We start from the raw sequence: 26,729 nt of genomic DNA on the forward strand, positions 1-26,729 counted from the left end.
CGAAGAGTTAGCGTGTCAGTCGGTATACGCAGAACCCTTTCGTTTTTTCCAGCAACTCTACCTTGAGGAAGAGTTGCTCGGCCTTTTTTCCCGCGGGAATAAATTCATTCACGACAAACAGGCCCACGCCTCCGGGGCGCAGAATTCTGGCTGCTTGAGTCAAAAACCTGTCGGTTAGATCCCCTTCAACCTGAAACCCCTGATGAAATGGCGGGTTGCAAAGAATCAGATCTGCGGAAGCGCTGTCGATCGCCGACCCTGCGTCGCCGGGAATCACTTCTCCTGGAATTTGCAGCGCAAAGAAATTTTTGCCGCAGGCGTTCAGGGCTGCCGCGTTGTTGTCTGTAGCCTGAATGCGCACATGTGTAGTCAACGTTGCCAACTGCTGGCTTAAATAGCCGTAGCCACAGCCAAGGTCGACCGCGGTGAACGGAGTTGGGCGCAGGTGGTCTGTCAGGTGGGTGGCCAGCAGGGCACTGCCGACATCGATCTTATTCCAGCCGAACAGGCCTGGCTTGGAATAGAGGCCGTCCAGCTCCATTAAACTCCGAAGAGACGGATAATCGCTGTCATCCAGTTGCGGGCCTGGAGTTGCACCAGCGGGCAGAATGCTTCGGCTCAGGTATTCGGTGCCGTGCTTCAGAAGATTTTTCGTCGTTCCAAAGTACTGTGCGGTTTTCTGCGCATAGGTTTTGATACCACTGTTCTTGCTGCCCAGCAGAATCAGCTCGCCGTTTTCGCGCAAAACGCTCGGTGCGGAATTGATGACATGGTGCACCGCCGCCTTTTCCTTGGAAACGGGATAAATAATCTGCGAGAAATCCGAGCCGGCTTTCGCCAGCTTGAAGTCTGAAAAAATGGCGGTAATCCCACACTGTAGTGCTGCCTGCACCAGGTCCCAGCGGTTACTGAGCAGCGTGCCAGAAAAGGCGAAGCCCTGGGTTAGCAGGGCTTTGGCGTTTTCATCTGCGATCCACAGAGTGTTTGCATCACTGTCGCGTAACAGTTGGGAGAGCATGGCAGACATAAACAGATTCCGGCGGAAGTGATCGGAGTGAATCAGCCAATACTGGCGACTTCTTCTGGCGTCAGTGGGCGGTATTCCCCTTCCGTCAGCATCTCGTCCAACTGGACCTCACCGATGCTTTCCCGGTGTAGCTCCAAGACCTTGTTGCCAAGGGCGGCAAACATGCGTTTTACCTGGTGGTAGCGGCCTTCGGTAATGGTGATGCGCACTTCGTTGCGGTAAAGGATTTCAAGCTTGGCGGGTTTGGTGCGGGTCTTCTCGTTATTGAGCCAGATCCCTTTTTCAAACTTCTCTACCGCATCGTCGGCAATCGGCTCCGCCAGGTGCGCATAATACGTTTTGGCGCACTGGTGGCGTGGCGAGGCAATCCGGTGCGACCACTGGCCGTCGTCGGTAATCAGTACCAGTCCGGTGGTGTCGATATCCAGGCGCCCGGCGATATGCAGTTTCTGCAGGTTCGGCTCATCCAGCAGGTCCAGCACGATGGGGTGCTCGCCATCTTTGGTGGCGCACACGTAACCGAGAGGCTTGTTCAGCATAAAGTAGCGCGGACCGGCGGCACTTAGTACGTCCCCGTCCAGGCACAGCTCGTCGGTATCGCTGATTTTGGCAGAGGGGTCGGTTACCGCCACGCCATTGACGGTAATCCGCTCCTGGCGTGCGGCACGCTTTACGTCCGCCCGGGACAGGTCCGTGACCTGGCTGACGGCCTTGTCTAGCCGTATGGATGTTGAAGAAGTGGATTTAGCCAAGTTTCTTCTCACCGGAATCAACAGATTGGTAAATCAGGGTGTTGATGGTCATGGGGCCAACACCACCGGGCACCGGAGTGTAGGCAGATGCGCGCTCCGCCAGAGGGCCCAGCTCGATATCGCCCACGCCACCCGGGTGGTAGCCCGCATCCACAACCACGGCGCCATCCTTGATCCATTCCGCCTTGATAAACTCCGGGCGACCCACCGCGCCCACTACGATGTCGGCTTGGCGGATATGGTCTGCCAGGTTTTGGGTGCGGGAGTGGCAAATGGTCACGGTGGCGTTGGCATTCAGCAGCATGGCGGCCATCGGCTTGCCGAGAATGGGGCTGCGGCCGACAACAACGGCGTGTTTGCCTTGCAGTTCGATGTTGTAGGCTTCCAGCAGGCGCATAATGCCTTTGGGGGTCGCGCAGCCGTAGGCCTCTTCACCCATCGCCATACGGCCGAAACCGAGGCAGGTTACACCGTCGACGTCCTTCTCCAGGGCGATCGCATCAAAGCAGGCGCGCTCGTCGATCTGCTCCGGTACCGGGTGCTGCAGCAGGATACCGTGTACGTTCGGGTTGGCGTTCAGCTCTTCAATCTTTGCCAGCAGCTGCTCGGTGGTGGTAGAGGAGGGGAGTTCCACCTGCAGGGAGTCCATGCCGACACGGCGGCAGGCATTGCCCTTCATCTTTACGTAGGTGGCGGATGCGGGATCGTCGCCGACCAGGATGGTGGCCAGAATCGGCGTTTGACCGCCGCTCTTTTCCTTCATCGCCGTCACGCGGGCAGACAGTTCTTCTTCTGTTTTCTGGGCAAGGGCCTTGCCGTCCAGAACCAGTGCAGACATAGAGTTTTCTCAACCTGAACAGGGAGTACCGGTGCCAAGCGGGCAGGGCACTCATTGGGTGTAGGAGCGAGCAGGCCGTCGAGGACTGCTCTGCTACAGCTTAATTTAGGCGCGGCATTTTCGCACAAGCGGCGAACATTTTCCCTATTCAGTCACTCATAAGTTCACCACATTGGCGAAAGGCTAAACTACTTTAAAAAAGAATGGCTTAGCGCCGTTGACACCCTAGGGGGGCGCAAGTAATATGCGCGCTCTCGAACGGGGGGACACCCTCGGGAAAGAAACGGGGCATAGCGCAGTCTGGTAGCGCGCCTGCTTTGGGAGCAGGATGTCGGGGGTTCGAATCCCTCTGCCCCGACCAATTTACCGGGTTTTCTTGCGCCCGTAGCTCAGCTGGATAGAGCATCCGCCTTCTAAGCGGATGGTCGCAGGTTCGAGTCCTGCCGGGCGTGCCATATCCTTGATGGTGGCTGCGAGCTTGGCAGGCTAGGAATAGTCCGCAGCGAGCTTCTAAACGCAGGACTATTCCGGCCCATCAGCTGTGCTGATGGGCGTAAAAATCGCCGCAAAGCGGTGCTTTGCAAGCGGCGATTTATACCCTGCCGGGCCCTGTGCCGGGTTGGGGTGCGGTGGAAACATCGCCGTTGTACAGCCACAGTGTGCAACGTTAAACACCGCTCAATGGTGGCCGTAGCTCAGTTGGTAGAGCACAGGATTGTGGCTCCTGAGGTCGCGGGTTCGATCCCCGTCGGCCACCCCATATAAAACCCTTGTAAATCAAGGTCTTAGAAACCCTGCCAAGTGCAGGGTTTTTTGGTTTCGAGTGGCGCTGGGTGGGATTATTGTAAATCCGCAGTGCGCGTCACCTTATCACCATTCCATTGCCAGGCGCTGTTGCCATTGCTTTGTACACGTAACGTGTGCGTGCCCGCGGACAAGGTAACCGGGGAGGGCAGGGCGAAGTCTACGTAGCTTTCCCAGTCGCCGGTATTGCTGATGGCGATAGTGCCCACATTTTGGCCATCGACGGAAACCTGGGTGTTAATATCTCCTGACATCGGAGTTGCTGCCGCAAGGGTAAGCACGTAATTACCGCTATTGGCTACATCCAGCTAGTACTCTGCCCAATCACCGCTGGTGTTGTAGTTGATGTTACTGCCATTGTGGTTGAAGCCAGGCACCGTATCGCGAGACACGCTCGCCCCGTCTTTCCCGGTGCTATAGAAATCTCCCAGCTCAACGGTGGTCACGTCGCCCTCTGTGCTGCCGCCGGAACTGCCACCTGAACTACCACCAGAGCTGCTGCCGCCACTGCTGGAACCGCCGCCGGTCGCCACCGGCTTATAGAAACGCACCCAATCTACGTTATAGGTATTGCGATTCGGATCGGCCAGCTCCGCATCTGTAGGAGTGATGCCGTTGTCGGAGCGCCAGCCCTGGTCTTCCATATTGATAATGGCGTGCATCGGTTTGCTCAGGCCGGTGCCGTTGGTAAAGCCGTTGGGGTCGATAATGTCGGGCCCGGACGCCGTGCGTACCAGCTGCCCATCCACGTAGTACTCGAGATGCCAATGGTCACGCCAGTAAACGCCCACACGATGGTAGTCGCCGGCCCAGCGGGTGCCGTTGCCGTCGGCATACCAGGTGCTTTCGTCTTTTGGCTGGTAATCCTGAAACGGCTCGCGAATGAACACATGGTGCGAGAGATGCAAGCGCTCTGCAAACCACTCCTGCCCCGGACGGTCACTGCCGTAGGCCTCGATCACGTCGATCTCTTCGGTGGAATCCGCACTCAGCAGCCAGAAATCGGAAGCCAGCACCATATTGCTCAGCTTGGCTCGCGCTTCCATATACAGCGGATAGGTGAGGGTGGTCTTTGAGGTAATGCTGCCCAGATACACCTGATTGGTGCCCGGCTTGCGGCCGGATTTGATCTGCAGGCGGCCATCGCTGACCTGTGAGTATTCTGGGTACCATTCGGTCAGGCCCGGCCCGGTCCAGGGGTTGATAAAGCCTTCCTTCCAGCGCTCGTAAAATACCGTGCTTTTACCGGCAGCCGGGGCCTCATAGTTGAAGTCGTCGGAAAGCGGGTGCAGCTCCCAGACATTGCCTGCGCCCGGGTCTGCCGGCACCGGGATGCCGTCCCAGTCCGCAGCGGTTGCTCCCGTGCCCAGCAGGGGTGCGAGGAGGGTGATGAGTAAACGGTTCATCGCTTCTTTCTCCTTGGGTTTTTTATCGTTATTCCCGGGCACCTTATCGCAAACACCACTCTTTGTTAACAATTAACTATTGACATTGAGTGGTGAGGCGCACAGGATGGCTGCGCAGTCTGCGATAGGCGGGATATTCATTCGCCGCCGCGCGGGCCGCATCGGAAGGTTCAACTCAATAACAAATAAGCGCTCGATGCTCGGTCACCTGGCGGCAGGTATGAGGTCTGAGCTTCGAGCCTCCAGATGGAGAGAGAGCATCCATGCCTATCTATAACAAGCGCTTTACCCTGAGCGCCTTGTCCGCTGCCGTGATCAGTGCGGCATCTACCGGTGTTTACGCCCAGGAAGCGAGTAACAACACACTGGAAGAAATTACCGTGACCGGCATCCGCCAGTCCCTCACCAACGCCATGGACATCAAGCGCGATTCCGCCGGTGTGGTCGACGCGATTTCCGCGGAAGACATCGGTAAATTTCCCGATACCAACCTGGCTGAGTCCCTGCAACGTATTACCGGCGTATCCATTGATCGCAGTAATAACGAAGGCAACAAGGTTACGGTGCGCGGCTTTGGCCCCAACTTTAACCTTGTGACCCTGAACGGTCGTCAGATGCCGAATTCTTCGGCGCTGCAGTCTGAAGGGATTACCCGCAGCTTCAAATTTTCCGAGATATCCGCAGAAAGCGTGTCCGGCGTTGAGGTATATAAAACGGGTAAAGCCGATGTCTATTCCGGTGGTATTGGTTCTACTATAAATATCAAGACTGCGCGCCCGTTTGATTACGACGGCTTTGTCGCTTCTGCCAGCGTAAAAGGCGTAATGGACACCAGTGTCGAAAAAGGTGATACCGTAACCCCGGAAATCGCCAGTATGGTGAGCAGCACCTTTTTTGAAGATAAATTGGGTGTGCTGGTGGCAGTGTCCCACGCTGTGCGCGATAGCCGTAGCGAGTCCGTAAGCACCCAGGCCTGGGTACCGAATTATGGGGTGGCAGATACTTCCGCTATTGACCGTAGCAAGAACCCGGAAGGGACTTATTGGGCACCCTGGACCTTTGACGTAGACGTGGCCGACCACCAGCGCGAGCGTCAGAATGCGCAGCTGGTTGTGCAGTTTGCGCCGGTTGACAACGTAACGGCGACCCTGGATTACACCGCGTCCCGTTACGACGAAGATATTTCCATGAACCGCACCAGCGTCTGGTTTGACAGCTCCACCGGCGTAGCGGACAGCAACGGTACCGTAATCAACCCAAGTGTCCAGAACGACGAGCTGAACTTCTGGGCGTGGAATTATCAGTTTGTCACAGACAATGACTCTGTCGGGTTGAATGTCGAATGGGATGCAACCGAATCCCTGAGCTTCGGCCTGGACGTGCACGATTCTACCTCCCACTCCCAGCCGGGCGGCATTCCCGCAGAGACCATCGCAAATACCAAGAACCCGGGTAAGTTGGTGGATATTACCGCGGACTTTTCCAGCGGAAGTGGTTTACCAGGTATCAGCTTTGACGACTCCGCGCTCGCTGGTGGTGCATTTTCTCCAGAAAACATCGCTTCCGACCTGTTCCAGGAACGCGGCCTGGAAATCGAAAATCAGATTCAACAGGTCCAGCTGGACGGTACCTGGGAGAACCTGGACGACGGTGCGCTCAAAACCATCAAATTTGGTATTGCCAGCACGGATTACAAGGTGGATTCCTACGATAGCCAGTCTTTTGCCTTTGTAGATCTGGGGGACTTGGCATCTCTCGGTATCGACTTTGAAGAGCGGGGCGACTTTGGCGATCAAATTGGCAGTAACGCTGGGCTTTTCCCACTGCTTGCTGACTATGAGGCATCTGACTTTATCGATGCGGTTAAAGCCAGCGGCCAGTACTTCGAGGCAACACCAACCTTCAACAAGGTTGAAGAGGAAACCCTGGCGGCCTTTGTTACGGCCGATTTTGAAACCGAATTTAACGGCTACCCCGTTCGCCTGAACACCGGGCTGCGGTTTGAAGATACAGACGTGGTCGGTACTTCAATCCAGAACGGCATTCTCGGTCTTAGCTACTGGCACGATGAAGAACTGCGCGAAGTCAACGATGACACGCCAAGCGCCGATACCCTGGAAGGCAGCTACACCCGCTTCCTGCCGAACCTGGACGCGAGCATTGAACTGACCGAAACGCTGGTTGCCCGTACCTCGTACAGTCGTACTCTGAGCCGCGCGGATATCTCAGCGATGTTCCCGTCGACTTCCTTGAACGTTTCACGCCCTGGCGGTCCATTCAATGCGTCCCAGGGCAACCCGGGGTTGTTGCCGATTACATCCGACAACTTCGATCTGTCTGTCGAGTATTACTACGACGAGGGTAGCTATGCGTCTGTGGGGTACTTCAAAAAGTACGTCGAAAACTTTATCGGCGCAACCTTTGAGGATCGTGTAATCAATGATGTGAACGGTAATCCGATTACTGATCCAAGCATCAACCCGCGCCCGGGTTGCCCGGATTCCACCGGTGCAAATCCGGCCTGTTTGGGCACTGGCAGCGATCCGGTGGTTACCTGGAATGTAGCAACTCCCGGAAACCTGGAAGATGCGGAAGTTTACGGCTGGGAGCTGGCTGTTCAGCATATGTTTGGTGACAGCGGGTTCGGGGCGATTTTCAACGCGACACTGGTTGACGGTGATGTTGATTACGATGTTTACGACAATGAAAATGTCTTCGCACTGACAGGTATGAGTGACTCCGCGAACCTGATCGGCTTCTACGAAAAAGATGCCTTCCAGGCTCGTCTGGCTTACAACTGGCGCGATGACTTCCTGTTGGCCACCCGTCAGTCTCAGATTGGCGGCCAGCCGGTATTCACTGAGGCCTACGGTCAGTGGGATCTGAACGCCAGCTACGAAGTAACTGAAGACATTTCCGTCTTCCTGGAAGGCCTGAACATCACCGAGGAGACGATCCGTCGCCACGGCCGTTTCTCCAACCAGCTGGTTAGTGCCCAACAATACGGCGCTCGCTACAATATTGGTGTTCGCGCCAAATTCTAAGTGAGAACAGTATTGTTCATGTAATACCAGGGAGGGCTGCCACAAATGTGGTGGCCCTCTTTGTTTGAAATTGTAATAAATAGAGGTCAGAGATGACTGATCCAGTAAAGTCAGTGGTCATTCTTGGCGGCGGCACCGCCGGTTGGATTACCGCCGGCACACTCGCTGCCCGCTTTAAAAAAGACCAGGCAAACCCCGTCAGTGTCACTCTGGTCGAGTCGTCCAATGTGCCGACCATTGGCGTAGGGGAGGGCACCTGGCCCACCATGCGCAGTACCCTGAAAAAGATGGGTATTCGCGAGACCGATTTTATCCGTGAATGTAACGTAGGATTTAAACAGGGGGCTAAATTCGCCCGCTGGACCAGCGGTGCAGAAGACGACTTCTACTACCACCCCCTGGTTCTGCCGGAAAATTTCAACCAGTTCAATCTGGCCCCTCACTGGCTGAGTAGCGACCGGGAGCAGTCTTTTTCGGACACGGTCTGCCCACAGGAGGCCCTGTGCGAGCACAATCTGGCGCCCAAACAGATCGGCACCCCTGAATATTCGGCGATAGCAAACTACGCCTACCATTTGGACGCCGGAAAATTTTCCGGGTTCTTGCAGAAACACTGTTCTGAAAATCTCGGTGTGCGGCATATTCTGGCTGAAGTGACCGCAGTGAATGCGACGCGAGTCGGTGATATCGCCAGCCTGCAAACAGAAACCGCCGGGCAAATTTATGGTGACCTGTTTATCGATTGCAGCGGTTTCCGCTCGCGTTTGCTAGGGGATCACTACGGTATCCCGTTCCGCTCCTGCAAAGACGTGCTGTTTATCGACAACGCGCTAGCGGTTCAGGTCCCGTACGAAAATGAAGACAGCCCCATTGCCACCCACACCATCTCAACTGCCCAGAGCGCCGGTTGGGTGTGGGATATTGGCCTGCAGAATCGCCGCGGAGTAGGGCATGTATTTTCCAGTGCGCATACCGACGAAACCGGAGCCTACCGCGAGCTCGCCGCCTACCTGAACCTGAGTGAGGCAGAGCTGGATAGCATGGGGGTACGCAAAATCCCCATCGTACCCGGCCACCGGGAAAAATTCTGGCACCGCAACTGTGTAGCGATTGGGCTTTCCGCGGGATTCCTGGAACCACTGGAAGCCTCTGCACTGGTGCTTGTGGAAATCTCGGCAAATATGATTGCCGAACAGTTTCCGGCCAGCCGCGCAGCGATGGATGTGGTGGCGCGCCGTTTTAACGATACCTTCCTGTACCGCTGGGACCGCATCATCGATTTCCTGAAGCTGCACTATGTGCTCACCCAGCGCACCGACAGCCGCTTCTGGATCGACAACTGCGACCCGGCGACGGTGCCAGAGAGCCTGCAGGAACTGCTGACCTTGTGGCGCTACCAGCCCCCGTGGCACGATGACTTTGACCGCGCCGTGGAAGTGTTCCCTGCCGCCAGCTACCAGTACGTGCTCTATGGCATGGGATTTAACACCGAGCCCAGTGCATTCGGCCTTTCGGAACAGTATCAGACGCAGGCACAACAACTCCTGCAGCAAAAAAAGTCAGCCACACAGCAGTTACTCGCAGGCCTGGATAATCACCGCGACCTGATCAATAAAATCTGCCTGCACGGCATGCAAAAAATTTGAACGAGAGAAAAACAATGATCGCTCAATCTACCTCACAGAATGGCAACGTGGTTGCCCTCAACAACGAAAGCCACCGCAACCTCACCGTCGTAACCCAACGCGGCGCCGAATACGGCGAAGCCACCCACCTGATTCCAGTGATTGCCAATGAACTGCGCAACCTGGTACTCGAATACCCGGTTTGTATCACCAAAGATCCCAACAACGGTCAGTTCTCACTCTGCGCATTGCTCGGCTTCGAACCCGGCGAAAACCTCTATCTGAACGGTGACCGCTGGGATGCTCAATACATCCCCATGCACATCCGCCGCCAGCCATTTATGGTCGGCTACAAAAAACCACAGGCAACTCCCGGCGAAGACAAGGGAGCTGTAATCACGCTGGACCTGAACAGCAAACGGGTTAAAGAAGAAGGCGGGGAGGGCGAGCGCCTGTTCGACGATGAAGGCAACAATACCCCGTTTATGCAACAGGTCAGCGACCTGATGGGACAGTTGATGGCCGGCATGGAATCCACCACCGCGTTCCTCAACATATTGGCAGACAACGACCTGATCGAACCCGCCCATATTAACGTGCAGTTTGCCAGTGGCGAACAGAAGCGTTACGAAGGCCTTTACACGATCAACGAAGAAAATCTGCAAAAGCTCGACGCGGATAAACTCGTGCATTTTCATCAACACGGATATTTGCAGGCGGCGTACTGGTTAGGGGCGTCTATGGGGCAGGTGCGGAAGTTGATAGCACTAAAAAATACAAAACTGAAATGAATTAAAACTCTCGAGAGTTTGATGCGAAGACGGTGATGCCGGGTATAGCTTTGCTAGACCTTCTAAAACAGGGACGTTTTAGAAGAGCCCCCATGGGCCTGAGGCGCCGCGTTGAAGCGGCCGGGCTGGGTTCACGGCGTGTCTAGCAAAGCTATACCCGGTGGCACCGGCGCCACCAGGCGTATAAAAACTATTAACTGGGTAGGTCAGAACTACTTACAGACTCTATCGGGTGAGACTGCGGCCAGCCGGCAAACTGTCGATCCTTTGTTGGTTTGGCATCCCAGGGCCAGCATTCCAGGTGATACTGTCCCCCTGCGTGGTCCACTACTGCAATGCCGTAGCCCTCACTTTTCAGATTCCGGTCCGAAACAAACTTACCCCAGGTCGTATTGTCATCGCTGAACTCCGCATGGGTAATCTTCGGATTGGCACTTGCCAACACCCGCATATTATTGCCGAACGGATCGGTAAAATTACCGGTATTCGGATCGTCCCCAAAGCGGTTATCCAGCTTGCCAAAGCCTTCAAACCAGCGCTGCCAGAAAGCCGCAGAAGCCGGGCCTGAGAAAAACAGCGCTCCGTGCGGTTCATTATCGTCTGCCGGGAAGGCACCACTGTATTGTCGTGCCACCAGCCCCAGATGTTGGTCACCGGCAAGCACCAGCGCCTTCGCATCTTCCACCAGTTTTACCGCCCGTTTGCGCCCATCCGGTGGATAGCAGTTGGCATCGTAGTCTATCAGGCCCTTACCTTCCTCGTCGGTCTGCGGGGAACCCCAGATGGAGGCAGTCAGGCAGATCTTCGGCATGCCCTGATCCATGGTGGCCCAGTCTCGCAGGAACTGCTCCTGGCGCGCACCCAGCAGATCACCGGTTACCGTCAGGCGGTCCGCCTCATAGTCTGGTGCGGATTTGAACTTGCGGTCTTCCACCATGGCAAAGCTGGTGCCACCGTAAACAAAGTGGGCGTAAGTGACCGGGATACCGTGGCGGATGGGCGTGGGGTCATAGGCATCCGGTGTGTGGCTGCTCTGGATACGGTACACCATCTTTACCAGATCGATATCGTGCTTGAAGCCGCCGTCTTCCTCCCGCGGGCCGCCGGTGGCATCGCCCTTGTTGCCCCACAGGTTACCCTGCAACACATCGTGATCGTCCACCAGCACAATCGACGGGCGGTTACGCACCGACTCGCGGAAGGTCCAGTACCACAGATACCAGCGGTACAGGGTGTCCAGTTTTGCCTGGGGAGTATCGCGGCCGTAGCGAGTGGGGAAGGTCTCGTAGTACTGGTCACCGGCGAACACATACAGATCCGGTTGGTGACTGTCGCAGTGGTTTACCAGTGTGTTGTGCGGGAAGAAGATGCTGTCTTCGGTATAGCGGCCGAGGATGCGCTCTTCCGGAATATGCTTTTTGAATTCCGTTTCATCCAGGCTTTTCGCCGTGGGAATGATGCAGGAATAGAGGGCAATTTTGAGTGGGCGCGCATTGCCCGGGTCCCGCGCAATAGTGCCGCTAAACAGCGTTTCGTCGCTGTCGGCGAAGCGTATCCGGTAATCGTGATCCCGGCTCGCGTCCCAGCCGCTGATGCGGAAAGCGGCGAGATACCCGTCTTCGATCGGGCGCTCGGCACCCAGCTGCCATTTTCCTGTGCCTGCAGTGCGGTACTCCAGCACCGCGCTGGGGTTCGCCGCAGTATCAATGGGCATAAACTGCGCAGACAGTTTCATTACCGGCTGTTCACCGCTGCTGTTCAGGCTGTGCATACAGCCCATGACCTGTCCCAGCGCGCGCTGCGGGTCATGGGTAATTTTTTCACCGCCGGTCTCAATATCCGCAAACCACCAGCGTGCACCTTCCGCATCGGTGGGTGGTGAGGAAACCAGCATCAGGCCGCCGCGCAGTTGTTCCGCCGGCACATCGTTGCGCACGGCAAAACCAAATTCCTCACCACTGTGGGCATCACTGGCGATGAGGCGCACATCAAAGCGGCCATCGGCCACCGGGTCGATATGGCAATCCAGCTGAATTTCCCGCTGGCCCACTTCCGAGATACTGGTGCTGCCTTCCCGCTCCAGGCGGGTAAACGCCATGCTGTTTTCCTGATCAGAAAAGTCCCGGAAACCCAAGTTGCCGCTCTCATCCAGCACCGCCATAAAGCCGCCGTTGGTGCCGCCCGCCCGTTGCGCCAGCGCCGCGCCCCGGTAATCCAGGGCACCGGCACCAACACCCAGCAGAAAACCGCAGAAGCCTTTGGCCTCCGGTGTCAGCAAGCCCACACGGGCGCGGATTCGGCCGGGCTTGTGCGCCTCGTTTAGTTCCCGGGTAAGTATGGACGCGGTGCGCACCTCGAACGTCTTGTCCCCCTGTAAACACTCCAGGCGGCCGCCGCTGCATTGCCAGTCCTGCAGGCGGTTGCCCCAGAAGTGGCCACCCAGCCAGTGTTGAGTGGTTTTGGGCAGTTCGCCAAGGGGAGTGGTTTCCACCAGTTTCGGGCGCGCTGCCGCCATGGCGACGGCCAGGGAGGGGGGAAGCGCGGGCGCCAGCGCGGCACCGGTGCCAAGTTTCAGAAAGCTTCTTCTTTTCATGGTCGGGTTTCCGTTTTCTCGATCGGATTTATTGTTCGCTGAGTGCAGGTGTTGTTATTGAACGGCGGAATACTTCGGCATCCACCAGCGCCCCTTTGTGTTGAATCACCAGCGCAGACACTTTGGCCGCATGTGCAATGGCGTCGCGCGGGCTCAAGCCCTGGCTGCGGTAGGCGAGATAGGAGCCATTAAACGAATCCCCGGCAGCGGTGGTGTCCACTACCTGAGCAACCGGGGTAATCGGCTCCAAAAACTGTTCCGTCGGCCCGCGGTAGCAGACTCCATTGGGGCCGTCCTTGATCACCAGCTCTTCGATATCAAAGTCATCCAGGAAATCGCAGGCACCGTCAAAGCTTTTCACCCCATACAGAGCCGAAAGGTCCTCAATACCGGGCAATGCTAGGTGCGCGTACTCAAAGGCGCGCGCGTACTCCGCTCTGGTCTCTTTGACCGAGCTCCACAGCTTGGGGCGGTAGTTCGGGTCAAACACAATGCGGGTGCCGGCGCCGTGCAGTTGCTCGATAAGTTCCCAGAACGCGGGGCGGGTATTGGGGGTTAGCACGGCCAGAGAGATACCGCTGAAGAAAAACAGGTCCGGGCGCGGGGCGATGCCGCAGGGCAGGTAACCGCCATCCCCAGCCACCTGGGTGGCCTCGCGAAATAGTGGCATCACCTCCCGGGCCGCAGAGTCCGATCGCCAGTAGCTGAAGCTGCGCTCACCCCGGTTATCGGTATTGACCATATACAGCCCCAACTGGCGGGTGGGGTGGCGAAACACCAGTGAGGTATCGATGGATTCCTGCTCAAGGGCAGCCTCCAGCCCATGGCTGGCTGCATCGTGGCCGACCGCGGTCATGAGGCGCACCCGGTCATTGGGACTGACCAGTCTCTTGAAGTACACCGCCACACTGTGCACGTCCCCAGCGTAGGATTGCTGGAAGATTCCGGGCTCCCGCTGGCTGAACTCCACCATGCTCTCTCCCAGAATTACCAGATCTGTCATAGCAGTCACCTTTATACGTTGCCTTATACGCGCCATCTGGGACAATTCGTGCCACTAAATGAACTAATGGCAATTAAGTCACGCCGCTTGCGTGGTGAGGGTCTGGGACGAGAGGATTGCACCTTTACTCCCCCAGGGCGACCTTGTAAATTGTCAACAACGGGCTGCGAAGAAACGCGTAGCTTATTAAAAAATGCTTATAAAACAATAACTTAAAATATTTAGGCTCGGATCGCCTCAAGCTGGCGGCTGACGCCCCCTTCACCAACCATTAAACAACGGATTTAGATTGTTAACAATCAACAGTTGACATGGTTTCCGGGGTTGGTGGATGATTAAGCCATCGATGGAAGAAACCCACTAGATAACAAAACCGGGTCTTCTTTCGAAAACTAGGGGCGGCGCCACTAGCGGTATCAGTGAATGCCGAATTGATAATAAAAATGCGATCCGATGGAGAGAGTGAGCCATGTCTACGTCCACTGTACGTAATCGCTTCCGTATGTCTGCACTGTCAGTTGCCGTACTGTCCGTTTGTAGCGGCCAGGCATTTGCACAGGAAGACCAAAAAGAAGATGAAAGCCAATATCAGGCACTTGAAGAAATTCAGGTGACCGGTATTCGTGCCAGTATCGAAAAGTCCATTGATGACAAACGCTACGGCGGCAACATCAAAGACACGATCAACGCCGAAGACATCGGCAAAACCACCGACCAGAACATTGCAGAAGCCTTGTCCCGCGTGACCGGTGTTTCCATGCAGACCGCTGACGGTGAAGGCACCACCATCACCGTGCGCGGCGCCAATGCGCAGCAGAACAACATCAGCTTGAATGGTGTGCAGCTGGGTTCTACTGGGTTCAGCCAAGCAGTGGATCTGTCTGCTTATTCCGCAGATATCCTCTCAAAAATCGAAGTGGTGAAAACCCCCAGTGCAGACCACGATGAAGGTTCGCTGGGCGCGAATATCAATCTGGTTTCTGCCAAACCGCTGGAAGTAACCGAAGGGCTGAATATTACCGGTCAGGGCCGCTATAACGATTTGTCTGAGAAAGAAGATCACAAAGCATCGGCAACATTCACTGGAAAGTTTTTTAACGGTACTTTCGGGGTAATCGCAACCGCATTTGATGAAGCCAACTCTGTTCGGAAGGATCAGTTTTCTCAGGATACCTGGGGCGCGCGTAGCTCTCAGCGTGCAAGAGACGAAAACGGCAATATCGTAAATGATGTTACGGGCCTTGTTCCGTTCTACACAAAAATGCAGCTGCACGAAAATGATCGTGACCGCCAGGGGGTAAACCTTGGCCTGCAGTGGCAGCCTAATGACGATACCGAGCTCAACGCAAACCTGAGCTGGAATAAGCAAGAAATTGATAACACCATGCATGAAGTTTCTGTTCGTGCGGGTGACTACTATACCTACCAGAATATGGTGGAAGGTGATGACTACTTGTGGCTCGGAATTCCGTCAGAATGGACAGACCCACAAGAGGATTGGCATACCTACGATTCAGAATCGCGTACCTTTACAAAATACCTGAACCGCAACTCTGCGGGTGACTTGACGCATCAAATCAACAAATTCACCAATGAAAATCGTATTGCGTCTGTTGATTTCAGTCATTCATTTACTGACGAAGTAATGGTCAGCGGTGGCCTGAACTACTCGAAAGCGGAAGAAATTCCGGATCAAGCTCTGTATGTCAATATGCAGAACTACCGTCGAGTTAACGCATGGTTGGTGCGACAGGCTAGCCCGGAAGAGCTTGAACCCGTAGGTTTCGACTGCTCAAGTGGTAAATGTAATATTGTAGCGGGCACCGGCCTAATTGATTACGGTACTGTTCTTCATCCCGACCCGGCTGCTCTGTGGGATAACACTAGTACCACGATGTTTAACCCAGACGACCTTGAGGCTCAACACCTTGCCTATCTGGCGCGCACCGTTCGTGCAGTAGAAGACACCCAGCAGTCCGCGTATTTTGATGTGGATTGGGATGTGGATTTTGCCGGTGTTCATCGCCTGGAGTTTGGTGCCAAGGCGAGTAAACGGGAAAAATATGTTGATAATCAGAGTGGGGCATTTAATTCGATTGGGGAAGGTGTAACGGTTACTGATCCTGAAACTGGCCGACCGTTTACCATTGTGGAAGGTATTACCGATATTGATGGTAACTTTATTGCCGAAGGATCGTTCCCTGTTGATGACTTCATGCAATCACTGGGGTATGCGGATAACAACGTTACCGATGGTTGGAATACGATTTCTGCTGAGAAAGCATTTATCACTGCGCTGAATAACCCAGCAGCAGCTTTTATCCCAGATGATACTGAAACTCGCTCCGCTGATCTGGATACCCAGGCTATCTATTTTAAAGCGAATTTCTCTTTCCTGGATGAGGCGCTTTCCGGTGATGTCGGTCTGCGTTACGTTAATACCACGGTAGATACCAGCGGTTATTCCGGTGTTAATTTCTACAGCAGTACCGGTAATCTGGGTAAGGTGCTGGATGTGTTCAAACTGCAGGAGCTGCGTGACTCGTCAAATCCCGCTTGTGCGCCTGTTCTGGATTATGATCCGTCAATTATCCTGGATGACCCATCCACACCAGATGTCAATGAAGGTAATGCGGGCGATCCGCTAAATCAGCAAGAGCTGCGCTGGTCTCGCCTCGATGGTATGGGGTGGGATACCAAAGGTACCCTGGATACATCTGATGATACCCGTATTGACGCTCAGGGGCCCTGCTACGACTCGTACGCTGAACGCGACAACATGAATGAGTGGTTCCTGTGGCGCTATTCTGATCTGTCCACGGAGCAGAATTACGGCACCGAACGCGATGCCAACGGCAATGTGATTGTTACCGAAGATCGCAGTAATCGATCCTTTGCGGTGACTGGTGAGCACGAGTACGACGTATTGCTGCCGAGCTTGAACCTGAACTATGTATTCAATGACGAGTTGATTGGTCGCCTGGCTTTATCTAAAACCATGTCGCGCCCTCAAATCGACTCACTGCGCCCAGGATTCAAAGTTCAGGAAACTGTTTGGGCTGATGAAGCTGGCCGTGGTAACGCGATTACTCTGACAAACACCAAACTCGATCCGCTGGAATCCAAAAACCTGGATCTTTCTTTGGAGTGGTACTTCGGGGATAACGCGCTTCTCGCCGCGGGCTTGTTCTACAAAGACATGACCAACTTCGAAGAATCTCAGACGATCATTACCTATATGGATGACCTGCGTGACCTTGGGTTGGATGAAAATGAAGGACCTTACGACACTGCAGATCTGATCAAAACCGCTGACGATCTTGAAGGCTGTATGCCACGTCGTATCGAGGGTACCCAAGAGTACGCATCCGATTGGTTGTTCTCTGATGATCTGGCGGATCTGTGTGCCAAGTTCCAGACTACTACCATTACTAACGGTAAAGGTGCGGAGATTCTGGGCGCAGAGTTCCAGTACACCCAGACTTACGACATGCTCCCGGGTGTGTTTTCTGGTCTCGGTACCATGTTCAACTACACCTATCAGGATAGTGCCTACGACCAGGAAGTTTCCTCGCTGGACCCGAGCGTAACACTGCCGGAGCTACCGGTAGCCTTTACACCTGAGCATAGTTATAACGCGACGGTGTTCTGGGAAATGAATGGTCACCAGCTGCGACTGGCTTACCAGGGCACTTCTGACCAGCTGGCACAGCGCTCATGGGAAAGCGGCTCTCTTTGGCAGGAAGGGCGAGGAACGCTGGATCTATCCGCCAGTTATGCTCTGAACGACAATATCACCTTGTCATTCAATGCGGTTAACCTGACCGACGAGAAGGTGCGCCACTATTTTACCAGCCGCTTTATCGAGCTGCCTGACGAGAATGGCAACATGGTTGTGTTTGATGAAGGTAACCCGCTGGATGGTGGTAACGATGGACGTACTACCATGGAATACAAAACCGGCACCTTCTACCGGTTCGGTGTTCAGGCGCGCTTCTAACTCTCATTTTGTTATTGATTTGTCATTGTGATTTGCCGCGCCTGGAAACAGGCGCGGCTTTTTTAACTATGAATAAAAAGAAACTGATCATTGTCGGCGGTGGAACTGCCGGGTGGATGGCCGCGCTGATGCTGCAAAAGGCTGTCGGCGATGCATGGAATATTGAACTTATTGAGTCGAGCAAGCGAGGAATCATTGGTGTTGGGGAGGGTTCTACTCCGGCTCTAAAGTCATTCTTTGATGAGGTTGACATTTCCGAGCATGAATGGATGCCTGCTTGTAGCGCTACCTACAAAACAGGGATCACATTTGATCGTTGGTCGGAAAAACCGGGATTTGAGAGCTACTTTCATCCGTTCTATAGCTACTTTGATCGTGATCGCGCCAAGGCGCTAATTCACAATTCGATCGTCAGGCGCTCGGGGAAAAATGTGCATGCACACCCGAATGTGTTTGCTTATAACCACTACCTTTCTGAAAAAAATCTCTGCCCGGTTACGCCCTATCACTTTCCATTCGAGGTACAGTACGGCTACCACTTCGATGCCGGCCTGCTGGCACAATTCTTAAAGAATACAGCATTGGCGAGAGATGTCATTCATCGGGATGCGCTGATTACTGATGCTACCCTCGATGGAAGGGGCAATATTCTTAATGTCACTGATGAGACGGGACAAGAATTTTCTGCGGATTGGTTTATTGACTGTTCGGGATTTGCGGCTTTGCTGATCGGGGATACGATGAAAACACCGTTCAAAAGCTACGCAGACACTCTGTGGAATGATCGGGCCGTAACCCTGGCGATGCCACCGGAAAAAGAGCCATCCTGCGAGACTGTGTCAACAGCGTTGAAGAGCGGATGGGCTTGGCGAATTCCTCTGAAAAGTAGGGTGGGCTACGGCTATGTGTATAGTAGTCGCTACACCAGTGCTGAAGTGGCGGAGGCAGAGCTGCGCGAACATGCTGGAGCAGATGCTTCCGTGGAAGTGCGTCATCTTTCCATGAAAATTGGTCGGCGTGAACTGCACTGGGTAAACAACTGTGTTGCGGTTGGCCTCTCGCAAGGCTTTATTGAGCCGCTTGAAGCAACTTCCCTAGCATTAACACAGCAAACAATCTCTCGATTTATTAATGCGTTTAAACACGGAAATACCGATCAAGGATTTCGCGATATTTTCAACCGATCCGTCAATAAAAGTTATGACGATGTGCGGGACTATATATCCGTTCATTTTCTGATCAATAGCAGGTCGGATACCCAGTACTGGATTGATAATCGTGAAAAGCCCGGCCCTGCGAGTCGTGAGATATGTGCTGTATTCAATTGCTGGTTCGATAGCGGCGATCTTCCGGGATTGCTCAAGCACTTGAAGATTGATGGGGCATACAGTAATCACTCGTGGCACTATATTTTGTGTGGTATGGGGTTGTTCCCAGACGAGAGCGCCCTGGTTTCGCCCTCACAAGAGGATGTCGATAAAGTAAATCTGGAAAATTTTCGCGAATTTTTCAATCGATGCGCTCTGAATCATCAGCCTCACGGCGAGTTTCTGAATAGCTTTTCTAGCGATGAAGCCTGATATTTTTCTCCTTGTGGAAGGCTCTAATCATATCCAGGCGGTAAAGGAGTAAGTTTATATGCAAAGGCGTAAGTTTTTAGTCGACATGGCGGCTGTGCTCGGTTGTAGTCTCGCCTCACTCAATGTAAAGGCTGTAAACGTAGCCCTGTCGTACTCGCCCCGTCCTGCGGCTTCTACCGAAGGTTTGAGTGGCGATTTTTTAGATATCATCTCCGATATTATTATTCCTGAAACGGATACGCCATCGGCGAGCCAGGCTGGAGTTCCCGGCTATATTCAGTATTATCTGACTGAATTTCTTTCTCCTGATATGTCGAAGGAGCTTATTCGAGACGTAAATTCTCTATTCTCCACTGACGTGTTTTTAACATTACCTTCTGAAGTTCAAATACACCGAGTCCAAGAATTGGATGATTTTCTCGGAACGGATAATGAATTCGTTGCATATCGAAAGCTCAAAGAGCTTATCGTAATCGGCTACTACACCTCCCAAGTCGGCGCCACTCAAGCGCTACGTTACGACCCGGTTCCAGGCCCCTACAAAGAAATCAAGCTGGCAGAAGTCGGGCGCGCCTGGTTGTAACGCGAAACATGTCTGAAGGAAAGCAATAATGAGCAATACTGAATACGACGTAATCGTCGTCGGCTCCGGTATGAGCGGCGGTTACGCGGCGAAAGAATTCTGTGAAAAGGGCTACAAAACCCTGGTGCTGGACCGGGGTGAGATGGTCAAACACGGTCAGTATAAAACTGAGGGTAAAGCTCCGTGGCAAATGCCTTTCCGCGGTGATGTGCCGGAGGAGTTCAAGGCGGAGCAGCATATCCAGAAAGAGGTGTATATCTACAATGATTACACCCGCCACCACCTGATCAATGACAAAGACCACCCTTACGAACAGAAAAAACCGTTTATCTGGTACCGCAGCGCCACGGTGGGTGGCAAGTCGCTGATCTGGGGTCGGCAGAGTTACCGCTGGAGCAAACTGGATTTTGAATCCAACAAGCTGGATGGCAATGGTATCGATTGGCCGGTGCGCTATGAGGATATCGAGCCCTGGTATGACCGGGTGGAGCGGTTTGTGGGAATCTCCGGTAGCTATGAAGGACTCGATGTTTTGCCCGACGGCAGGTTTCTGCCCGCATTGCCGCTCAATGTGGTAGAGCGGGATATGAAAAAGAAAATTGAGAAAACTTTTCCGGGTCGTCACTTTATCCCTGCGCGGGTCGCGCATCTCACACAACCCCAGAAGCAGCACCTGGAACTGGGTCGGGTGCAGTGCCAGGCCCGCAGCGAGTGTCCTCGCGGTTGTTCATTTGGTGCCTACTATTCTTCCAATTCGGCGGCGCTGCCGGCCGCCGAGCGCACCGGCAATATGACGCTGGTGGCGAATGCCCAGGTTCAGGAGGTGCTGTACGATCAGGCCAGCGGCCGCGCCACTGGCGTGGCCTATGTTGATATGCGCAGCGGAGAGCGCAAGCAGGTGTCTGCGCGTACCGTATTTATGTGTGCCTCTACACTGGCCTCGGTACAGATTCTGCTGAATTCAAAATCCGAGGCCTTTCCTGAAGGGATTGGCAACCGGTTTGATGTGCTCGGTCGTTATGTGATGGACCACTGTGGCGGGGGCGGGGCTTCGGGCATGGTGCCTGGTTACCTTGAGGACTATTACAAGGGACGCCGCCCGGGCGGAGTCTATATTCCCCGATTCCGAAATATCAATAGTAAGCACGGAAAGTTCGAACGCGGCTATGGTTTCCAGTGCGGTGCCAGCCGTGCAGGGTGGCACTGGGCCAAAACGGGAAAGGGGATTGGCAAAGCCTTCAAGGAAAGCGTGAGCCAGCCGGGCAACTGGTACTTCACCATGTGGGGTTTTGGCGAGAGCCTGCCGAGGTATGAAAACCGTATCTATCTCCATTCGTCCAAAAAAGACAAGTGGGGTATGCCATTGCTCGTCACCGATGTGGCCTATGGAGAAAACGAAAGCGCGATGGTGCGGGATATGAGCGATACCGCAGTTGAAATGCTGGAAGCCGCGGGGCTTAAAAAAATCCGCCGCTTTGAGGGCGAGGCACCGCCGGGAGGCGCGATTCACGAAATGGGTGGCGCCTGTATGGGGCATTCGGTGGAGACCTCTTACCTGAACAAGTGGAACCAATGTCACGATGTGAAAAATCTGTTCGTCACCGATGGTGCTGCGTTTTCATCCGTCTCCTGTGTGAATCCTTCGATCACCTTTATGGCGTTTACCGCGCGGGCGGTAGACTATGCCCATCGCCAGATGGCGCAGGGACAAATCTAGGGAGAGGCCGAATGACAAAAACACACACAATCCGATCATTGGCATCACTGCTGGCCCTGATGACAGTGGCCGGCCCTGCTGCTGCCAGCCAGTTCAAGACTCTGTTGTTTACCAAAACAGCGGGTTGGCAACATGACAGTATCCCCGCCGCAGTATCCGCGCTCACCGAGCTTTCCCGGTTACACAACTTTGAGGTGATGCACACGGACAGTGCGGAAGTTTTCACCGCGGAAAACCTGCAACAGTTCGATGTGGTCGTTTTTTTGCTGACTTCTGGTGATGTCCTGAATGAGCAGCAGCAGGATGCATTCCAGGACTTTATCCGCGCAGGGAACGGATATGTGGGCGTCCACTCTGCAGCGGATACCGAGTACGACTGGTCCTGGTACCGGGGCTTGGTAGGGCGGAACTTTGTGATTCATCCCGCAATACAGTCTGCGAAAGTGGATGTGCTGGAGGCGGGATTTCCGGGTGCCGAGTATATGCCAGCGCGTTTCCTGTGGACCGAAGAGTATTACACCTATGGGCCGGAGCACAGCGATTCCCTGAAGTATCTTTTGTCCGTGGATGAAACCACCTACAAGGCACAGGCCGCATGGGGTGATGTGAAGTCCAACGGTATGAGTGAGTTTCATCCCGTTGCATGGTACCAACAGTACGATGGCGGCCGTGCTTTCTACACGGGCCTCGGCCATTTGCCGGCGTCCTACGGTAATGCCATGTTTTTGTCGCACCTTTATGGTGGAATTTACTGGGCCGCGACCGGAAGAGGGATCGAATAGGTTCCGATGATCTCGACCTTTAACGTTTACTGAATCATTAAAAAACCCCGCCCTGGTAACAGGGCGGGGTTTTTTGTTTTACCTTGTGGTCAAGGAGACTTAGTTGCGCACCGGCACGGTGCTGTAGTCTTTGACAACCAGGTTGGCGACGGTCAACTCACCATTGTGTCGGAAGTCGACGCTGATGGTGTTGTTGGCCTGCAGTACGTCAGCCGGAACGGGAATCTCCAGGGTGTTGAAGTACCGTTCTGCCGCGTTCTGCTTGCGTCCACGCCAGTCCAGTGGCGTCTCAACGGTCTGGCCATTGATGGTCAGGCTGTCGATTTGCAGCAGGCTGTCGGGGTTGTCGTCTTCACCCGGAAAGAGGGCCACGGTAAGGCGCAGTTGCGCTTCCGCATAGCCAGCCGGAACCGTTACGTTGTTCACCTGTAGCGTTTTCGCACCACCGGCGACGGAGATACGGTGCGGCTCACTGCCGCCACTGACGCTCTCACCGAAGTATTTTTTCTCGTCCATGGTCTGATTAACGGCGATGTTGTTGCTCAGGGAGTAACGGAGTACAACGGTGCCGTCGGCCGCCAAAGTGAGATTACTTGGTGCTTGCTGCATATGATGACGATCGGTCACGGTGTCGAAGCTGCCATCGAAGTGCATATTACGCATTTCAACATTTTGTACAGCAGACCCAAGGCCCGCGACATCGAGATTGATGGTAGTTGCAACGGTTTCCAAGTTGTTGATGATGACAAACAGCTCATTGCCGTCTACATAGGATTGCACCTGCACATCCGCATCGCTGGAAACGCTGTCAACACGGGTACCGTCGACATCAGCCCACAGCTCAAAGAACTGAATATAGTCAGACCAGTGCCAGTCGTCGTTATTCAGCTGAGACTCTTTCATCATGCTGTAGTGGTAGGGCGCGGTACAGGTGCGCACTTCTTCATAGCCACAGCCGAATGGCTTGTAGCCCCACAGTGGTTTGGCTGGAGTAAATGGCATTGATTTGATCACGTAATCCGGGCGATCGAGAATCTGCATCAGCATACCGTTGAAGGACTTGATCACCTCGGACTCATAGCGATTGTTATGGGGCAGATAGTCCCAACCACCCTGTACGGCACCGTATTCGGAAAGCACGATTGGGGTGCGATTGGCCTCGCCGTTTTTATGCACCTCGTACCACTCCATCATGTCCAGCATGGCGGGCAGGTGACCACCGCGGCGCAACGTGGAGCGAGAATCATCGTTTACTCCAGGCCAGTCATAGACGTGTACTGCATAGAAGTCCATGTTGTGGCCGGCGGCATCCATGAAGCCTTTCCACATAACGTCCCACTGGTACCAATCCTGATTGCGCGTGTCATCCACGGTGGTGGTCATGGCCTCGCGGAAGAAGGCGCGTGCACTTTCCTGGACTTCCGGGTCTTCGTTGGTAATCCACTGGTCGTAGTTATCGTCCGCAAAGCGGGAGATACCATCGCGACGGTAGAAGTCGTGCTGACCCCAGGTCATACCGCCAATCATGGGTGCTTCGTTGCCCAGCTTGGAGCGGATTTCCTGTGCTACGAGGTTGTGGTATTCCCACAGTGTTTCCTGGTTGGTGACCATAAACTTGCCGGTTTTCATTTCCATATCCGGTTCGTTGATCACTTCCCAGTACTTGGGCATGGGGTCGCCCAGGTAATCGTTGCTGGAGTTGGCGTAGTAGTGCTTCAGGTACTGGCCCATCCAGGCAGCAGAGGTCTCGATATTCATCGGCTGCCAGTTGTGCCAGGTTTTGCCGTTGTCATACCAGCTCAGAGTCGGGTAGGTTGGGTGCGGGTTGGTACCGGCGATTAGCTCAGTACTCTCAGCACTGAAGCGTTTGTAGAAGGGATTGCCTTCGTACAGTTCACGTAGCTCCTGCCCACGTTCCACCATGTAGTCCATATCCGGCCAGTTGTCCCGGTTTGGATCTTCCTTGGTGTCTTGGAATTTCCAGGTGGCGGTACCGTTATCGCGACCGAGTGTCACATCCAGGGTATTTACGAAATAGTTCAGCTTGTCCGAATGACCGTTCCAATCATTTTCGTAAATGGTGGTGTGTGCGGTGATGTGGCGCTTGCGTCCGAAGTCGGAAACACCGTTCACACTGTGCTTGATATTGGCGTTGACCGTTACCGTAGCGGCGTGGCTGTTACCCACTTGTGAGGCAGAGCAACCAGACTCATTGGCAAACTCACCTGCAGGGGTAGAGGGGCAGTTGTCCGCACTGTTGGCGATACCGTCGTTATCGCTGTCGGCAAAACCGGTACAGCCAGATGGGTCGACATTTTGACCGAACGGGGTGTTTGCACACTGATCGGCACCGTTCAGTACGCCGTCGAAGTCGTCATCGTCTCCGCCGGGGCTGGCACAGCCGACCGCGTTGACAAACTCGCCGGCGCCCGTGGTCGGGCACTGATCCAGATTGTCGGTAATGCCATCTTCATCGGTGTCCAGTTGAGAGGGCGCACAACCTACGCTGTTGGCGGTTTCTGCTGGGTCCGTGCTCGGGCATTGATCGTCCACATCCGGGGTGCCGTCGCCGTCGCCATCAAGGGCCAGGTTCGCATCGCCCACACGTTCAAAAGTGGCGTAGTCGATATTGAACTGGAAGTCCTGACTGCCCGCGCCGTAGATGCGGATGGTGAGGTCGCCGGCGAACAGGTTGATTTCGCTGGAGGCGTTGAGCAGATAGAAAGTGTCCCAGTCGCCCCCCTGGCTTTGTACATCAGTGGTGTTCTTGATGACCAGCTCACCCTCGTGGTCGGTGGCCATCAGGCCAACAGACGTTCCGGAAGTGTTGCCGGTACCAACGAAGAATTTCGGACGGTAAAGACCGGATTGATCCAGGCTCAGGTTGTACTCGAGGTAGTCGCCACTATTGAAGTAGTTCACCGCCGTACCGCCGTTGATGGCGTAGGTATCGATATCACCACCCACAACGTGTGCACTTTCGGCCTGCAGGGTGAAGGTGCCGGAAACCGGGCTGCCGTTACCGGGACTGCTACCACCGGAGCTCGAACCGCCGGAGCTTGAGGAGGACGAGCTCGACGAACTGGAAGAAGAGCTTGAGCTGCTACCACCAGAGGAGCTGGAGCTACTGGATGAGCTTGAGCTGGAAGAAGATGAGCTGGACGATGAGCCGCCGCTGGAGCCGGAGCCTGCGCTGTCGTAGCTCAGTTCAAAGCGATCCAGGTTCCACTGCCAGTCGCTGCTGCCACCGCCGTACACGCGGATCTGCTGAGCGCCGGCGGGCAGGTAGACACTGCCACCGACCAGTGCCTGGAAGTTATCCCAACCGGCGTTGGGAACACTGGTTTGTGCCAGAGTCTGCCAATTGCCACCGCTGTTGTGCTGGAAGTCAATACGACCGCCGTTAATCGCTGTGCCAGCGAAATAGGTCAGGTCGTAGTTGCCGGCCTGGGGAATGGATATGGTGTATTCCGCGTAGTCGCCTTTATTGACGTAGTTAATCGCCGTCGCACCGTTTACGGAGTAAACGCTGATTTTTTGTGGTTGGCCATCGGCGTAAGTACCACCGACCTGGGAGAAGCTCTCTGCTTCTACGGTGAGGTCGAGGCTACCACCGCCACTGCTACTGGAGCTGCTGCCGCCGCTGCTGGAACTGCTACTGGAACCGCCACCGGTGCTGACGTGGGTGAGTTCCAGTGCGTCCAGGTTCCACTGCCAGTCGTTACTACCAGAGCCAACCACACGCAGATTGACCGTGCCCGCCGGCAGGGAAATGTTGCCGGCATCGAGTGGCTGGAAGTTATCCCAGTTTCCGGCGGGAACAGCTTTTTTAACCAGCGAGGTCCAGCTGGAACCACTGCCGATCTGGAAGTCGATCTCCGCACCGGAGGCCACGCTGGTACCAATCAGGTACTGGAGGTTGTACGTACCCGCTTCGGCTACTTGCAGGGAGTACTCGGCGTAGTCGCCTTTGTTGACGTAGTTGATGGCGGTTACGCCGTTGACTGTGTAAACACTGATTTTTTGTGGCTGCCCATCAGCGTAGGTGCCGCCTACACTGCTGAAGGCTTCCGCCTCGATGCGGTAATCCGCCGCCGTCGCTGCCGTACTGAAGGCGATACCAGCGGCCAGCACAGACTGTGCCAGCGCCAGTGGGCGCCTGGGGTAAGGGAGTTTCATCGCTT

The 26,729-nt window shown here is 54.7% G+C and carries 16 protein-coding genes and 3 tRNA genes; 11 read left to right on the forward strand and 8 right to left on the reverse strand.

Features of this window, described 5'->3' with window-relative positions:
• Positions 1-7 precede the first annotated feature (7 nt).
• Genes ACYX4K_RS04860 through folD form a run of 3 tightly spaced genes read right to left on the reverse strand, consistent with a single transcriptional unit; the run spans position 8 to position 2,617 of the window.
• Positions 8-1,027 (reverse strand): class I SAM-dependent methyltransferase, encoded by a 1,020-nt coding sequence (locus ACYX4K_RS04860; protein WP_475093238.1) that lies wholly within the window; start codon positions 1,025-1,027, stop codon positions 8-10.
• A gap of 32 nt (positions 1,028-1,059) precedes the next feature.
• Positions 1,060-1,779 carry a 16S rRNA pseudouridine(516) synthase RsuA gene (rsuA, locus tag ACYX4K_RS04865; protein ID WP_475093237.1) on the reverse strand — a complete coding sequence of 240 codons (720 nt, stop codon included), beginning with the start codon at positions 1,777-1,779 and terminating at the stop codon, positions 1,060-1,062.
• The gene (folD, locus tag ACYX4K_RS04870) at positions 1,772-2,617 is read right to left on the reverse strand and encodes a bifunctional methylenetetrahydrofolate dehydrogenase/methenyltetrahydrofolate cyclohydrolase FolD (protein WP_475093236.1); all 846 of its coding nucleotides are present in this window, start codon (positions 2,615-2,617) and stop codon (positions 1,772-1,774) included. The genes rsuA and folD overlap by 8 nt, the downstream gene beginning before the upstream one ends.
• A gap of 284 nt (positions 2,618-2,901) precedes the next feature.
• Between folD and ACYX4K_RS04875 the strand changes: the two genes are divergently transcribed.
• From ACYX4K_RS04875 to ACYX4K_RS04885, 3 genes are all read left to right on the forward strand, one after another.
• Positions 2,902-2,978 (forward strand) — tRNA-Pro (locus ACYX4K_RS04875).
• A gap of 17 nt (positions 2,979-2,995) precedes the next feature.
• Positions 2,996-3,072: transfer RNA gene (locus ACYX4K_RS04880), tRNA-Arg, on the forward strand.
• A 229-nt stretch (positions 3,073-3,301) separates the two neighbouring features.
• Positions 3,302-3,377, forward strand: a tRNA-His gene (locus ACYX4K_RS04885).
• A gap of 79 nt (positions 3,378-3,456) precedes the next feature.
• Here ACYX4K_RS04885 and ACYX4K_RS04890 read toward each other — a convergent pair.
• Both ACYX4K_RS04890 and ACYX4K_RS04895 read right to left on the reverse strand, forming a co-directional pair.
• On the reverse strand, positions 3,457-3,729 hold the full coding sequence (locus ACYX4K_RS04890) for a carbohydrate-binding protein (protein ID WP_475093952.1): 273 nt from the start codon (positions 3,727-3,729) through the stop codon (positions 3,457-3,459).
• Positions 3,730-4,827 carry an RICIN domain-containing protein gene (locus ACYX4K_RS04895; protein ID WP_475093235.1) on the reverse strand — a complete coding sequence of 366 codons (1,098 nt, stop codon included), beginning with the start codon at positions 4,825-4,827 and terminating at the stop codon, positions 3,730-3,732.
• A 263-nt stretch (positions 4,828-5,090) separates the two neighbouring features.
• On the opposite strand from ACYX4K_RS04895, the gene ACYX4K_RS04900 reads away from it, so the two are divergent.
• The 3 genes from ACYX4K_RS04900 to ACYX4K_RS04910 all read left to right on the forward strand — a co-directional run bounded on the left by ACYX4K_RS04900 (position 5,091) and on the right by ACYX4K_RS04910 (position 10,287).
• Entirely contained in the window at positions 5,091-7,871 is a 2,781-nt protein-coding gene (locus tag ACYX4K_RS04900; protein WP_475093234.1) for a TonB-dependent receptor, read from the forward strand.
• Between the two features lie 92 nt (positions 7,872-7,963).
• Positions 7,964-9,517 (forward strand): tryptophan halogenase family protein, encoded by a 1,554-nt coding sequence (locus ACYX4K_RS04905; RefSeq protein WP_475093233.1) that lies wholly within the window; start codon positions 7,964-7,966, stop codon positions 9,515-9,517.
• A 14-nt stretch (positions 9,518-9,531) separates the two neighbouring features.
• Complete coding sequence (locus ACYX4K_RS04910; RefSeq protein WP_475093232.1) at positions 9,532-10,287, forward strand: SapC family protein; 756 nt, start codon at positions 9,532-9,534, stop codon at positions 10,285-10,287.
• A gap of 193 nt (positions 10,288-10,480) precedes the next feature.
• Here ACYX4K_RS04910 and ACYX4K_RS04915 read toward each other — a convergent pair whose 3' ends face one another.
• A complete protein-coding gene (locus ACYX4K_RS04915) occupies positions 10,481-12,880 on the reverse strand; it encodes an alkaline phosphatase D family protein (RefSeq protein ID WP_475093231.1) in 2,400 nt (799 codons plus the stop codon).
• Between the two features lie 28 nt (positions 12,881-12,908).
• A complete protein-coding gene (locus tag ACYX4K_RS04920) occupies positions 12,909-13,883 on the reverse strand; it encodes a sugar kinase (protein ID WP_475093230.1) in 975 nt (324 codons plus the stop codon).
• A 469-nt stretch (positions 13,884-14,352) separates the two neighbouring features.
• On the opposite strand from ACYX4K_RS04920, the gene ACYX4K_RS04925 reads away from it, so the two are divergent.
• The 5 genes from ACYX4K_RS04925 (at position 14,353) to ACYX4K_RS04945 (ending at position 22,545) form a co-directional block, all read left to right on the forward strand.
• The gene (locus ACYX4K_RS04925) at positions 14,353-17,883 is read left to right on the forward strand and encodes a TonB-dependent receptor (RefSeq protein ID WP_475093229.1); all 3,531 of its coding nucleotides are present in this window, start codon (positions 14,353-14,355) and stop codon (positions 17,881-17,883) included.
• A 68-nt stretch (positions 17,884-17,951) separates the two neighbouring features.
• Positions 17,952-19,463, forward strand: coding sequence for a tryptophan halogenase family protein (locus ACYX4K_RS04930; protein WP_475093228.1), 1,512 nt, complete (start codon positions 17,952-17,954; stop codon positions 19,461-19,463).
• A gap of 58 nt (positions 19,464-19,521) precedes the next feature.
• A complete protein-coding gene (locus ACYX4K_RS04935) occupies positions 19,522-20,046 on the forward strand; it encodes a gluconate 2-dehydrogenase subunit 3 family protein (protein WP_475093227.1) in 525 nt (174 codons plus the stop codon).
• A 28-nt stretch (positions 20,047-20,074) separates the two neighbouring features.
• Complete coding sequence (locus ACYX4K_RS04940; protein ID WP_475093226.1) at positions 20,075-21,763, forward strand: GMC oxidoreductase; 1,689 nt, start codon at positions 20,075-20,077, stop codon at positions 21,761-21,763.
• 11 nt (positions 21,764-21,774) lie between these two features.
• On the forward strand, positions 21,775-22,545 hold the full coding sequence (locus ACYX4K_RS04945) for a ThuA domain-containing protein (protein WP_475093225.1): 771 nt from the start codon (positions 21,775-21,777) through the stop codon (positions 22,543-22,545).
• A gap of 99 nt (positions 22,546-22,644) precedes the next feature.
• Here the strand turns inward: ACYX4K_RS04945 and ACYX4K_RS04950 are convergent, their stop codons facing one another.
• The gene (locus tag ACYX4K_RS04950; protein WP_475093224.1) at positions 22,645-26,724 is read right to left on the reverse strand and encodes a carbohydrate-binding protein; all 4,080 of its coding nucleotides are present in this window, start codon (positions 26,722-26,724) and stop codon (positions 22,645-22,647) included.
• Between the last annotated feature and the right edge of the window lie 5 nt (positions 26,725-26,729).

The organism is Microbulbifer sp. ABF4_107 (assembly GCF_056312215.1).